The organism is Acinetobacter sp. Gutcm_16, from assembly GCF_028649355.1.
Lineage (GTDB): Bacteria > Pseudomonadota > Gammaproteobacteria > Pseudomonadales > Moraxellaceae > Acinetobacter > Acinetobacter johnsonii.
The window spans coordinates 20,413-34,337 of the sequence record NZ_JAQSUV010000035.1 but is presented as its reverse complement, the minus strand read 5'-3'; the positions used below and the strand labels follow the sequence as shown (position 1 = coordinate 34,337).

Sequence of the window (13,925 nt, the reverse complement as noted above, 5' to 3'; positions counted from 1 at the left end):
AAACCGTATGCAGCTTTCAACAAAAACGTCATTTTAGACTCAAAATCTAAAATTCAATATATCTTGGCGCGAATTATAACACACTGATTTTTAATTGTTTTAAATTTATTTTTAATTAAAATTCAACATGATAAGTCATTTACACATGATTTTATTCTATCTTAAGCGTCAAAGTACTTTAATGGAGACCTGCTCGATTATTGTTTCAGCATCACTTTGAATCGAGCTATTGACTTTTTCAGGCACGACCTTTGCCTTTGAGAAAGGACTCAACTTTTGTACTCTAGGCTCAGCACTGTTCATGAGTTGATTCAACTGTTGCTGTTTTTTCGTTTCTGTATCCTGAAAAACAACAAACCCAAGCAAACAAACTGCAGCCACAAAAATAGGGATTAGAATTTTTTTCATGACATTCACAATATCCACAACTGCTTTAGCATGATTACAAATCATAACAAATAATACAAAGGGTCACACATTTATCAGATAAAAAGCATCTTCACACTTTATAGTTTTTTCTGATTTAATTATTTCAATAACATAAGATTAAGTTAAACGAGTGAGAAAAAAATATGATCAAAGTGCTCAATTTTGTAATATTTTATATTTCAAAAAATTACAGTTGATTAACCTTTTATGAACATAATTTGGTTTAGACAAGATCTTCGCATACGCGACCATGCTGCACTTTGGCATGCAAGCCAACATGGACCTATGCTGGCTTTAGTGATCCTATCCCCACAACAGTGGCTATTACATCATGACGCGGCTGTAAAAATTGATTTATATGTCAGACAATTGCACGATTTAAAACAGAGCCTTGCTCAGCTGAATATTCCTTTGCTCATTCTAAATATTCCGCTGTGGCAAGATATTCCAGTTCAGCTTTCATCTTTGTGTCATAGACTGAAAGTACAACAGATCTTTGCAAATATCGAAATGGGCGTGAATGAGCTTAAGCGGGATGCAGAAGTTCAACAGTACTTAATTCAGCAACAAATTGAATTTACGCTCTTCCAAGATCGAACCCTCTTTCCCTTAAACAGTATTCGTAACCAATCTGATAAGCCCTATCAAGTCTTTGGTGCTTTTAAAAAAACCTGTTATGAGCGCTTAAATATTGGCTTACCGCAGTGCTACCCTCTCACTTCTGCACAGCAACCTATACTGCTTCCTGCCGATTTAAATGCAGCCATTCCACACATTGAATCACTGATTGATGTGAATACGAATGAGTTAAATCAAATTAAAGCCTATTGGCCTGAAACGGAAATATATGCGCTTTCAGTGCTTGATGATTTTATTGATCATAAAGTTAGTGACTATCAAAAAGAGAGAGACTTTCCATTTTTAAATAGCACCAGCCAACTTTCAACTTATTTAAATCTCGGGATCGTGTCGATTCGCCAGTGTCTCAATGCCCTGTTTCGTGCCCAACACGGTCAATTCATGATTGATAACACAGGCCAGCAGACTTGGTTAGATGAATTACTTTGGCGGGAGTTTTATCAGCATATTTTATTTGATTTTCCACATGTCTCTAAACATCTGCCATTTAAAGGCAACACACAGCGTATTGTATGGCGAGATTCGCCTGAAGATTTAAACGCATGGCAACAAGGTCGTACCGGTATTCCAATTGTGGATGCAGGTATGCGGCAACTACTTGCGACAGGCTGGATGCACAATCGTGTCCGTATGATTGTTGCAATGTTCTTAACTAAAAACTTGTTGATTGATTGGCGACTGGGCGAGCAATGGTTTATGCAACATTTGGCTGATGGTGACTTAGCTGCCAATAATGGCGGATGGCAATGGTGTGCCTCCACGGGTACCGATGCTGTACCTTACTTCCGAGTCTTTAACCCTGTGAGCCAATCTCAGAAATTTGATAGCAATGGTGACTATATTCGACAGTGGCTACCAGAGCTTGCACATTTAGATGCCAAAAGCATTCATGAGCCTTATGCGAAGCAGCCGAATATGGATTTGGACTACCCCAAACCAATCGTCGATTTAAAATCGAGTCGTATTCGTGCCATTGAAGTATTTAAAGGGCTTTAAACAGTCAAAGTTTGAGCTAAGTTCCGGTTAGCCAAACGCTCATAGCACTTTTGGAAAAATGGCGTCTGGTACAGTGGTTGCGTTTCTAAAAAGTGCTTTAACACTTGCTGGCGCTTCTGCACATAAAGTGCGGGCTCAACCCAAGCATATTCTTGCTGAATTTGGCGTTCATATTCAGCAAAACGCATAGGATCACTGGCTAAAATAGCCAGATCAATATCCAATAGATAAGCCAAATCAGTGTCAGCTGTCGGTGCATGTGTTTTGGTTGCCAAAATCCATGCATAGATCTTTGCAATTTGCTCAGTTCCAAGCACATTTTTAAGCATCCGTTGCATATAGTCGGCGCTTTGCTGCTCATTGTCATGTGCTTGCGGGTTATAAATGACATCATGAAACCAAATGGCCAACTCAACAGACAAAGTATCGTCTAAGTGGGGTTTGATCTGATAAAAATGCTCTAAACATTCAACAATATGTTGAATGCTATGATAATGCCGCTGTACTTCACTGTAGGCGTCATACAGCGAGGCATGGAACTTTTGAGTGGTATCGTCATCTAAACTCAATTGCTTTGCGGTGAGCGCCCAATAGTCCTGAAACTGTTTGTATATTGCACCATTGGAATGCCCTCTCATTATGCCGCCTGTTCATCTCGTTTAAAGACCAACTCACCTTTTAATGAGCTGTCGGCATCAAAGTAATAACCATCTGTTTGGAATGATTTTAACCCTTCAATTTGATCAATTTGGTTTTCAATCATATAACGCGCCATCAAACCACGTGCTTTTTTGGCATAGAAACTAATGACTTTATATTTGCCATTTTTCTGATCTAAAAACACAGGTTTAATAATTTCAGCTTGAATTTTGCTTTCTTTTACAGATTTATAGTATTCATCCGAAGCAATATTCAGTAAAATATTTGAACCTGCCTGCTCTAAATCTTGGTTAATTAAATCGGTAATGTGATTGCCCCAAAACTCATACAGATTATGTCCGCGTGGGTTAGCCAGCTTGGTTCCCATCTCTAAACGATACGGCATCATCAAGTCCAATGGACGTAGCAAACCATATAAACCAGAGAGCATTCTTAAATGTTGCTGTGCATATTCAATGTTCGACTCTGACAAATGATAAGCATCTAAACCAGTATAGACATCGCCTTTAAAAGCAAACATAGCTTGTCGCGCATTGGCAAAGTTGAATTCTGGCTGCCAATCGCGAAAACGATCGACGTTTAAGGTGGCAATTTTTTCACTGACACTCATTAAGCTTGCAATTTCACTTGCTGACAGTTTGCGACTAACTTCGATCAATTCTTGGGAATGTTGCAGCAATCTGGGTTGTGTATACGCATCGGTAGGTAAAGCAGTTTGGTAATCTAAAGTTTTGGCAGGAGAAACAAGGGCAAGCATAGATAACCTGATTAAAAAACAATTAAACAGACTATATCAGTAGACTTATTTTATTGCCAATCTGTGTTTTTAATAAGCATAAACGGTTAAACTAACCCATTCTCCTGTTATATGTATCGATTCTCTATGTCTGAGCAGATGTTCATTCAAGGTCCAGTTGGGCAAATTGAAGTTTTTGTAGATTATCCACAGGGTGAAGTGAAAGGATTCGCGGTAGTTACTCACCCCCATCCACTCCAAGGTGGTACGCCTCAACACAAGGTTCCAGCATTGCTTGCGCAAATGTTCTTAGAACGCGGTTGCATTGTGTACCGTCCAAGTTTCCGTGGCTCAGGTCAAAGTGTTGGTCTACACGACGAAGGTCATGGCGAAACTGATGATGTTCTTGAAGTGATTAAGCATGCTCGTGCAGCACATACAACTTTACCCTTCTATGCAGGTGGTTTTAGTTTCGGTGCGCATGTCATGGCAAAATGCTATGATGCTTTACAAGAAGAAATTCGACCAAAACAAACCATTTTATGTGGTCTACCAACGGCAACGGTCGCAGGTGTGCGCCACTATGTAACACCACAACTTAAAGGTGACATCTTATTCATCCATGGCGAAGCCGATGAAGTTACCTTACTGTCTGACATGATTACATGGGCTAAACCGCAGCGCCATTTAGTGACTGTACTACCTGGTGCAAACCATTTCTTTACAGGTTACTTAAAACAGTTACGTATTGCGATTACACGTTTCCTGTGGATTTAACGCATCACTCAGTTCAGGAAAGAAATGGCTGTCTAACATTAGCCCCTTTCTTTCTTGAACTTTTTATTTTTAATCTAGATGTATCTCTTTTTCTATTCCAACGCTTAATAAGCCATTTCCAGCAGCTTCATTAGTCTTCCCTTATATCTCTTCTGTTCCCAAAATAATTTTAAGCTCCCTTTTGAGCGCTAAACTCAATCAGCACTATCTACATCAAATACCTGTTTTAAAAATAAATGAGGGTTGAACCCTGCTAATGATACTTTATGCAACAATCTACGCTTGAACTTGATATATTCTGCACATCATTATTCAAATAATAAGTTATACAATCAACATCTTAGCTCGTGAAAGCTATTCATTTAAATAATTTTTAAAATATTCAGGGATTTTATGAAAACAATTCTCGGGGCAATTTTAGTCACTATAGCCACCACATCAGCCTGTGCTCAGGACATTATAGGAACTTGGCGTTATATCGATGATAAAACTGGAGAGCCTAAAGGTCTGGTGAAAATTGAAAAGCAAGCCAATGGGACTTATGCTGGAACTGCACTAAAAGCAACTCCTCGTCCAGGTTATACAGCAAAAGAGTTCTGCACTAACTGCCCTGCACCCTACACCGATAAGCCTATTATTGGTATGCAAGTGATCACAGGTTTAAAAACTGAGAATAATATTAATTATACGCATGGTAAAATCATTGATCCCGTTTCAGGCAAGCTGTATAGCCTAAAAGGCAAAATTAGCCCAAATGGTAAAAAGCTATTCTTAAGAGGTTATTTAGGTGTTTCTGCTGTGGGACGTAGCCAAACTTGGTTGCGGGTGGAGTAAATTCTGTTTTGCATACTAGAGCCTTTGGTATTCTTTAAACCAAAGGCTCTATAAATGATCTGAGTGCTAAGTTATACGTAATTTAGCACTTTAAAGGTATTTGAATACAACGTGCTGCTAAAATTTTTCGCTCCAATTATAATCTTTATCCACATGCCCATCACTTAGCCGTAATTCAACATAAGGGCATTTAGCATGTTCTAACTTATCTGATAATATTGTTAAGTCTACTATTTCTAATTCTCTTTTATAAAATGCATCTGTCTGTAGCTTAGTCAAGCCATAACGAAGTAACCCACAATTAATTGGCTGTAAATCATCTCGCTTAAACATTTCAACTTGTAATGTATTTTCAATCTCACCAATACGGTATTCAGTTAATGATGCAACTGCAACATAATGCTCAGAACATAAAATTTGAGGGCTAAATACTTTTTTATTCAGAAAATTAATTTTTTTATTTTCAAACATATAAATATTAAAAGATTCATTTACCCATTCACATTTTTCAATTAATTTTTCGGGTGCTTCAAATTTTTCCAAAGATACAAAACTACCAAATTTTCTATTTAAAGAAGATGAATCCAATTCAAATACTGAATTCAGTTCTTGCTCATACTGCTTAGGTTCATATGTACATCCATCATAGCCACCATTTGCCAAAAGAGTTTGCTGATATAAAATATGCTGATCTGCTTTACGAATAAGTTGAATAACTGTATGCATCGAATCAATATTCTTAGAGCGATAGATTACCGTTCCTTCGTGTTGAGTCGGATATCCTACAGCGATATTTCCTGAAGTAAAATATCGTCTCCAAGAATATCCATTATCAATATAACGTGGAGGAAAATACAAAGCATATTGGTTATTCTGTTTTAACTTACATTCAGCCTTTTTATTCTTAGATTTTGAAACATCAATCGTTTTGTTAAAATCTAATTCAATCGTCTCATTGATTAAACTTGCTAAATCCACAGTATCATTAGCTACTTTCTGCCCATTCAGCCATCTGTATGAATTGTTTTGCTGTACCTGAGTTAAAGTTGGTATTACATATTCACTATTCTTAGGGCGAAATAAATATTGTTTTAGACCTTCTTCTTGAAGGCCTGTTTGATATTTAGACACATAGGATTCATTTTTATAAAGTTTAAAACTTAAAAATACAATAAGTCCAATTCCTAGAACTAAGCCTATTTTATCCCAGAAGGGAGGTATTTTCGTTAATGCTAGCGCCAAGATTAAAAAGAATCCTGAATATAACCATATCACAGCACCCACATTAACTTTAATAATTGCTGTAGAAAATCCAATACACATAAGTACACATGTAACAATACCATACATCCATGCTTTGGATTCAAACGTTTCCAGCATCTCACTTTCTTTAAAATAGCACCCCACTGCTAATAAAAAAGTTAAATTTGCCCATACAGGAAACACTTTAGGAATAGGGACGATCAAAAAATGATATAAAATTGATGTCACCATGACGCCAAAACCAACCATACCATCAACAGCAGGCACGCACCACGATAGAAAAAATAAAAATATCGCAATAAATATAGCTATTTTAGAAGACATCTTTTTTATTCTTGTAGAAATATTGACCTTAATATTAATTATTACTCCACTTGAACTCAGTAAAATTTTTATCTGTTTTTAGCGTATTTTCAACCGCTTGTGCCAATTGATTTAATAAGCTTCGTTCAGCAATTCGGTCTAACCAGTCTTGCTCCTCATCTGGATAAGAGGCAATTTCGCACACCAGATTTCCTTCGCTGTCATGACCTTGGCACGTAATAGACAGTGGCAAAGTATGATTATCGACACTCACAGCCACCTGATCACCACTTTGTGGCAATGTTTCAAAACCCAATTGACCTAACTTTTGAACCAGCAAGTCTTGTACCTGCTTCTGTACCACACCGCTTTCATTTACATCCTGCTGCTGTCCATGCTGTGCCGTAAATTGTAATTTTCTCATTGATCATCCCAAAGGCTTTTTTGTTATATGGGTTTAGCATAATGACTTAACACAAAACAGCCAAGCAAAAGCTTGGCTGTTTTCACACAAAATATTTAAGCTTTAGTCTTATTCAGTGACTTGGATCGCTAAACCAGCTTGATTGCTTAATTGCGTAAAGGTCGGGAAACTCGTAGCAACCGTTTCAGTACCAATGATTTTAATTTCACCAGAGGTGCGTAAGCCGGCCATTGAGAAACTCATCGCAATACGGTGATCATGATGTGATTCAATTTCGCCACCAGTGAAAATCGCGCCCCACTCACCTGAATGACCTTTACCCTCGATGATGATACCATCGTCAGTCGGCGTACAATCGATACCCATGGTTTTTAAACCATCCGCCATCACTTGAATACGATCTGATTCTTTCACACGCAGCTCAGCAGCACCCGTTAATACGGTTTGCCCTTCAGCACATGCCGCTGCAATGAACAATGCAGGGAATTCATCAATCGCTAATGGCACTTGATCTTCAGGCATATGAATACCTTTGAGTGTACGTGTGCCTTGAATACGAATGTCTGCAATCGGCTCACCGCCTGCAATACGTTCATTCTCAACCGTAATGTCCGCACCCATTTGCTTTAAAATCTCGATCACACCTGTGCGCGTTGGGTTAATGCCCACCGCTTCTAAAGTGACGTCTGAACCTTCAGTAATCGCAGCACCCACCATAAAGAAAGCAGCCGATGAAATATCTGATGGCACTTGAATCTCTGTACCAACTAACTTACCGCCACCTTGCAGTGAAATACGGTTGCCTTCTGTTTTCACGTCATAACCAAATGCACGTAGCATACGTTCAGTATGGTCACGTGTAGGTTCAGGTTCTGTGACCGATGTTTCACCTGCTGCCCACAAACCTGCCAATAAAATCCCAGATTTCACCTGCGCAGATGCCATTGGCAAATCATAGTGAATGCCTTGCAAAGCTTGGTTTCCAGTGATCGAAACAGGAGGTGTACCACGCTCACCTGTGGTTTGAATCTGTGCGCCCATTTCGCGTAACGGTTTAGCAATACGCTCCATTGGACGTTTTGACAGTGATGCATCACCCGTCATTACAGAGTCAAATTTTTGTGCAGAAAGCATGCCTGAAAGCAAACGCATCGAAGTCCCTGAGTTACCCATGTAAAGCGCACTTGCTGGCGCTTTTAGGCCATTTACGCCCACACCATGAATCGTCACTTCACCATTTTTAGGACCTTCAATGCTCACGCCCATATCACGGAAGGCTTGTAAGGTTGCTAACGCATCTTCACCTTCCAGGAAACCTGTCACATGCGTCGTTCCTTCCGCAATTGCACCAAACATGATTGAACGGTGTGACACAGATTTATCACCTGGCACGCTAAACTTACCTTGGAAACTCTTTTTACCCGGTAATATGGTGAATTGCTGTGTCGTCACTTTATTGTTCTCCATGAAAGGTTTTTGAGCGAGCATATGGTTAAAATGCTGGCGTGCTGCTTGCGCATGTCCAAGCAAGCCCATTAAAGCATGTGAATCTTCATCTTCAATGAGTTTACGAATCGTAGCCAGTTGGTTTTCAAAACCATCTACGGCATTTAAAATGGCTTTTTTATTGGCAAAAAAGATGTCATGCCACATTTGTGGGTCACTTGCCGCAATTCGAGAAAAATCGCGGAAGCCCCCCGCAGCATAGCGAAAAATATCTAAATTATCTTCACGGTTTGCCAGTTGTTCAACTAAGTTAAAAGCCATCAAATGCGGAAGATGACTGGTATGCGCCAAGACTTCATCATGCTTGGCCACATCCATACAAATCACTTCTGCTTTCGCAGCTTGCCATAGTTGGATCAGTTTCTCTACAGCCCAATCAGCACTGGTCGGTAATGGTGTCAAAATCACTTTATGATTTGCAAATAAATCGACCTTACCTGCATGCACACCCGTGTGTTCTGCCCCCGCAATTGGATGCCCCGGTACAAACCCAGCAGGTAATGCTTCGCCATACACGGCTTTGGCCGCGTCGACCACATTGCCTTTGGTACTGCCCACATCGGTAATAATCGTATGTTCTTGCAAATAGGGTCTGATGGTTTCCAAGACTTTTTGCGTTGCACGAACGGGTAAGGCTAAAACCACCAAGTCCGCACCTTGAACCGCCTGCACAGGATCGCTATACCCCTGTTGGATTAAGCCCAAAGCTTTGGCATCCTGTAAGGTTTTTTCCGAACGTGTAGAGGCTACAATATTTTGGGTTAAACCCTCAGCAATCATGACCCGTGCAAGACTCGAACCAATCAACCCAAGACCAATAAATGCAACTTTTTTAAATAGTGGCGCAGACATAATTTAAGCGTTCGCCTCTAAACCTAGTACGTTGGCCAAAGCCGTTAGAAATTTCGTATTTTCAGCTTCAGTTCCAATCGATACTCGTAAATGATTGGCGATGCCCACTGGACGAACAATCACCCCCTCTTTTAATAAAGCATTAAAAGTTTGTGCAGGATCAGCTTGTATATCGACCAAAATAAAGTTAGCACGAGAAGGCTCATAGTTTAGGCCTAGCGCTTTAAACCCTGTTTCAAGTTGCACCATGCCAGCTTTATTGACCACACGTGATTTCTCAATGAAATCTTCATCTTTTAGTGCAGCAACCGCTGCCACCATGGCTAAATGGTTGACGTTAAACGGCTGACGAATACGGTTTAAGAAGTCTGTCACTTCTGCCGATGCCAAAGCAAAGCCAACACGTAATGCCGCTAAACCAAAGCACTTCGACATGGTACGACTAACAATCAGGTTCGAATACTGTGCTAAAAACTTTAAGCTGTTAAAGTTCTCTGGGAAATATTCCACATAAGCTTCATCTAAAACCACAATCACATGACTCGGTACTTGTTGCATGAAGCGCTCAAATTCAGCCTCTTCAAACCAAGTTCCTGTCGGATTATTGGGATTCGCAATAAACACCAATTTGGTATTGTCTTTAATTGCTGCTGCCATCGCGTCAAGGTCATGCGAAAAACCTTGAGCAGGTACTTCAATCGCTTCGGCATTGATAGCTTGTGTGACCAAAGCATAGACTGCAAATGCGTGTTGGCTATACACCACCGAATCTTTTTCTGAAACAAATGCACGGGCAAAAATTTCTAGCAGATCGTTTGAACCATTGCCTAAAGTAATACAATCATGTGCTACACCAAACTGCGCATGAACTTGATCCTTCAAGATAAAACCACCACCGTCTGGATATCGTCCAATTGCCGCCAATTCAGCCGCAACTGCTTCTTTGACTTTGTCCGAACAACCCAAAGGGTTTTCATTTGAGGCAAGTTTAACAATATCGGTCATTCCCAATTCACGCTCTAATTCGCTGATTGGCTTACCCGGTTGATATGGTTTTAACTTCGCAATACCTTCATTGGCTGGAGCAAACGACATGTGGCCTTTCCATTCTTACAAGTGGTGTACATGGTTGAGTTTGGAACAAACCCAACCACCTTAGAGATTACAATACTGCAATCGGGTATGAACCCAATACTCGAACTTCTTTCACCAGTGGACGAATCTCTTCAATCGCCGCTTTAACATTGTCTTGTTCCACATGCCCTTCTAAGTCGATGAAGAAGACATAAGCCCATTTTTCAGGCAATGCTGGACGCGTTTCGATGCTGGTCAAACTAATGTTGTGCTTTGCAAATGGTGCAAGGATTTCCAATAATGCACCTGCACGATCATGTGCAGAAATCAGTAATGAGGTTTTATCATTACCACTTTGCGGGATTCTTTCACGACCAATCACCAAGAAACGTGTAGTGTTCTCAGGATTATCTTCAATATTGCTGTGTAAAATTTCTAAGTCATAAATACTTGCTGCAACATCAGATGCAATAGCAGCCGAATGCCATTCAGTACGAATACGACGTGCTGCTTCAGCATTCGAGCTTAAAGCAACACGTTCCACACCTGGATAGTGTGCGTCCAACCATGCACGGCACTGCGCCAAAGTTTGCTGATGTGCATAAATTTGTTTAATGCTGTCTTTACGCGTGTTTTCAGACACAAGAAACTGGTGATGAATACGCAATTCAACTTCACCAATTACATTTAAGTGTGAGGCTTTAAAACAATCCAAAGTATGGTTGACCACACCTTCTGATGAGTTTTCTACTGGCACCAAACCATAGTGTGCACTGCCTGCTTCCACTTCACGGAACACTTCATCAATAGTCGGTAAAGGACGAACCACAGCATCATGTCCAAAGTGCTTCAACACCGCAGAGTGTGTATACGTACCGACAGGGCCTAGAAATGCAATACTTTGCGGTGCTTCTAGAGCCAAACATGCAGACATGATTTCACGGAACAAACGTGCCATAGTCACATCAGATAAAGGGCCTTCATTACGCTCCATAACATTCCGTAAAACTTGCGCTTCACGTTCTGGACGGTAAAACATTGGATTCTCTTCAGAAGCAAATTTTGCTTTTGCAACAGCTTCCGCCAGTTTCGCACGACGGTTAATAAGTTGTTGAATCTGTTGATCAACAGAGTCGATATCCTGACGGATTTGGTTGAGGTCAAGAGAAGTCGTTGTGTTTTGATCGTCTTGGATCATTGTTATGTCGCCCTTCATATACATTGTGCAAACAGTATAACAATAGTTAGCTTTGAAATCTTGCGCAATAAGACTTTGCATGTTTCAGTGCTAAAAACATACAGTTGATTTAATCATCAAGTTTATCAATAAACTGCCCCAATAATAGACATCAATAAAACCACTGAGTCTTGCCTATTTTCTTCTTACTTTTATGCATAGAATATCGCCCAATCCAAATACCACGAAGATGTTTTGCAAGTCTGAGCTCTTCCCTTTTAAAGCCCTGTCTAGCTTTTGAAAAATTTTGCTACACCTTCACAAAAATCACCATTCATCCGTATTTCAGTGCGTTAGAATATCTTTTAAAATATGCTTTACTTAAGTTGACGTATTCATAACAAAGAGAGTATGCAGCAGCAGCGATTGCTCTATAGTCTCAATAAAACAAAACAATAATGAACTGTAGGTACTGTCATGCACAAAAAAATTGCAGTCTTAGTCACCTATGACTTTGAGGATGCCGAATATGCTGAACCCGTAGAAGCATTTCGAGCAGCTCGGCATAGTATTATTAACCTTGAAAGTCAGGCTGGCAAAATCATTTATGGCAAAAAGCGTAGAGCCTTTGTCACCATCGACCAAAGTATCGATGATGCCTCCGTGCATGACTTCGATGCCTTACTCATTCCAGGCGGTTTTTCGCCAGACAACCTGTGCCAAGATGAACGCTATATCTTATTTGTCAGGCACTTTGCAAACACGCAAAAACCTATTTTATGCAGTGCTGATGCACCCAAAATTTTAATGCATGCTGGAGTTGTGAAAGGTAGACGCATGACGTGTATCCATCACCTTCATCAAGACTTAAAAGATGCAGGTGCCGTGCTGTATGACACAGGTGTTGTGAATGACAATAATTTATACATTTCATCACAAACCCAATATGACCTACCCGCCTTTATACAAGAAAGTTTATTGGTACTGAACCGATAAAAAAGAGCCTACTTGAGGCTCTTTTACGCATGTTTATATCAACACCTTAAGGCTTAGCGCCCAAGCAAGCTACGTGCGACAATTTCTTTCATAATTTCATTGGTCCCGCCGTAGATGCGTTGAATACGAGCATCGACAAAGAAGCGTGAAATTGGATATTCACTCATATAGCCATAGCCACCAAAGAGCTGCAATAAATTATCTGCCACCTTCATTTGCATATCTGTTGAAAAACTTTTCAGCGCTGCTGCTGTTTCGACATCTAGCTTACCTTGCATATAAAGCTCAACGTTTTGATTATAAAAAGCAGCTGTGGCTTGTTCATCAATCTTAGCTTGAGCCAAAACAAAGCGGGTATTTTGGAACTGCGAAATATGTTGACCAAAAGCTTGGCGCTCTTTGACGTATTGAATAGTGACATCAATCGAACCACGAATTGCACCTATAGCCGTGGCTGCAATTGCCGTACGCTCACGTGGTAGCTCTTGCATCAGATAGGCAAAACCTTGACCAGCTTGTCCCAACAATTGATTTTTCGGGACTTTTACATTGTCATAAAACAACTCAGAAGTGTCTTGTGAATGTAGCCCAATTTTGTCGAGGTTGGTGCCTTTTTTAAACCCTTCTAAGTGGGTATCGACTAACATCAGTGAAACACCCTTTGCGCGGGCTTGCGGATCAGTTTTTACTGCCAACACCACAAGGTCGGCATGCTGCCCATTTGAAATAAAGGTTTTAGAGCCATTTAAAATATAATGCTCCCCTTGCAAAATGGCGTTACTGCGCATGGCTTGTAAGTCTGAACCCGCACCCGGTTCCGTCATCCCAATCGCACCGACCACCTCACCTGACACCATTTTCGGTAACCAGTACTGCTTCTGTGCTTCCGTTCCAATGTGCAAAATATAAGGCGCAGCAATTTCGGAGTGACAAGAAATTCCTGTCGATAAAGCACTAAAACCCGCACGTGCCGACTCTTCCACCAACATGAGTGAATAATGCGTTGGAACACCATAACCGCCGTATTCCTCTGGAACATCGACACATAAGAAACCATTTTCACCCAAGGCATTCCAGACTGAGCGCGGCATTAAGCCTTCTCGTTCCCACTGTTCATAGTGTGGCGCAATGTGTTCATTCATAAAACGGCGAAAGTTATCGCGAAATAGTTCTAGGTCTGCATCATAATTCAACATGTTTCTTCCTTGTAGTGACGTTGTTTTATTATTCAGTCCACATGCTAGCCATTTTTAACGCAA

Annotated in this window: 13 protein-coding genes; 4 read left to right on the top strand and 9 right to left on the bottom strand. The window is 40.4% G+C overall.

Annotated elements, in window-relative coordinates; translation table 11 throughout:
• Window positions 1–168 precede the first annotated feature (168 nt).
• Window positions 169–408, bottom strand: coding sequence for a hypothetical protein (locus tag PTT44_RS12560; protein WP_252726130.1), 240 nt, complete (start codon window positions 406–408; stop codon window positions 169–171).
• 228 nt (window positions 409–636) lie between these two features.
• Here PTT44_RS12560 and PTT44_RS12555 point away from each other — a divergent pair, with 228 nt between their 5' ends.
• Window positions 637–2,064: a cryptochrome/photolyase family protein gene (locus tag PTT44_RS12555; RefSeq protein ID WP_168158947.1), complete on the top strand. Its 1,428-nt coding sequence runs from the start codon at window positions 637–639 to the stop codon at window positions 2,062–2,064.
• On the opposite strand, the gene PTT44_RS12550 is transcribed toward PTT44_RS12555, so the two are convergent.
• Window positions 2,061–2,702, bottom strand: coding sequence for an HD domain-containing protein (locus tag PTT44_RS12550; protein ID WP_168158948.1), 642 nt, complete (start codon window positions 2,700–2,702; stop codon window positions 2,061–2,063). The two genes, PTT44_RS12555 and PTT44_RS12550, sit on opposite strands and share 4 nt — an antisense overlap.
• On the bottom strand, window positions 2,702–3,481 hold the full coding sequence (gene yaaA / locus PTT44_RS12545; RefSeq protein ID WP_168158949.1) for a peroxide stress protein YaaA: 780 nt from the start codon (window positions 3,479–3,481) through the stop codon (window positions 2,702–2,704). Before yaaA ends, PTT44_RS12550 begins: the two co-directional genes overlap by 1 nt.
• Window positions 3,482–3,607: 126 nt before the next feature.
• Here yaaA and PTT44_RS12540 point away from each other — a divergent pair, with 126 nt between their 5' ends.
• Window positions 3,608–4,237: an alpha/beta hydrolase gene (locus PTT44_RS12540; RefSeq protein WP_010327145.1), complete on the top strand. Its 630-nt coding sequence runs from the start codon at window positions 3,608–3,610 to the stop codon at window positions 4,235–4,237.
• Window positions 4,238–4,630: 393 nt separating this feature from the next.
• Window positions 4,631–5,071 carry a DUF2147 domain-containing protein gene (locus PTT44_RS12535; RefSeq protein WP_168158950.1) on the top strand — a complete coding sequence of 147 codons (441 nt, stop codon included), beginning with the start codon at window positions 4,631–4,633 and terminating at the stop codon, window positions 5,069–5,071.
• A 117-nt stretch (window positions 5,072–5,188) separates the two neighbouring features.
• Here the strand turns inward: PTT44_RS12535 and PTT44_RS12530 are convergent, their stop codons facing one another.
• The 5 genes from PTT44_RS12530 to pheA all read right to left on the bottom strand — a co-directional run bounded on the left by PTT44_RS12530 (window position 5,189) and on the right by pheA (window position 11,691).
• Window positions 5,189–6,658 carry a hypothetical protein gene (locus PTT44_RS12530; RefSeq protein WP_168158951.1) on the bottom strand — a complete coding sequence of 490 codons (1,470 nt, stop codon included), beginning with the start codon at window positions 6,656–6,658 and terminating at the stop codon, window positions 5,189–5,191.
• 34 nt (window positions 6,659–6,692) lie between these two features.
• Window positions 6,693–7,061, bottom strand: coding sequence for a hypothetical protein (locus tag PTT44_RS12525; RefSeq protein ID WP_168158952.1), 369 nt, complete (start codon window positions 7,059–7,061; stop codon window positions 6,693–6,695).
• Window positions 7,062–7,169: 108 nt separating this feature from the next.
• On the bottom strand, window positions 7,170–9,419 hold the full coding sequence (locus PTT44_RS12520) for a bifunctional prephenate dehydrogenase/3-phosphoshikimate 1-carboxyvinyltransferase (protein ID WP_168158953.1): 2,250 nt from the start codon (window positions 9,417–9,419) through the stop codon (window positions 7,170–7,172).
• Window positions 9,420–9,422: 3 nt separating this feature from the next.
• On the bottom strand, window positions 9,423–10,514 hold the full coding sequence (gene hisC, locus PTT44_RS12515; protein WP_168158954.1) for a histidinol-phosphate transaminase: 1,092 nt from the start codon (window positions 10,512–10,514) through the stop codon (window positions 9,423–9,425).
• 67 nt (window positions 10,515–10,581) lie between these two features.
• On the bottom strand, window positions 10,582–11,691 hold the full coding sequence (gene pheA, locus PTT44_RS12510) for a prephenate dehydratase (RefSeq protein ID WP_004696123.1): 1,110 nt from the start codon (window positions 11,689–11,691) through the stop codon (window positions 10,582–10,584).
• Between the two features lie 456 nt (window positions 11,692–12,147).
• Here pheA and PTT44_RS12505 point away from each other — a divergent pair, with 456 nt between their 5' ends.
• Window positions 12,148–12,666 (top strand): DJ-1/PfpI family protein, encoded by a 519-nt coding sequence (locus PTT44_RS12505; protein WP_168158955.1) that lies wholly within the window; start codon window positions 12,148–12,150, stop codon window positions 12,664–12,666.
• Window positions 12,667–12,719: 53 nt separating this feature from the next.
• Here the strand turns inward: PTT44_RS12505 and PTT44_RS12500 are convergent, their stop codons facing one another.
• Window positions 12,720–13,862 carry an acyl-CoA dehydrogenase family protein gene (locus PTT44_RS12500; RefSeq protein ID WP_168158956.1) on the bottom strand — a complete coding sequence of 381 codons (1,143 nt, stop codon included), beginning with the start codon at window positions 13,860–13,862 and terminating at the stop codon, window positions 12,720–12,722.
• Window positions 13,863–13,925 lie beyond the last annotated feature (63 nt).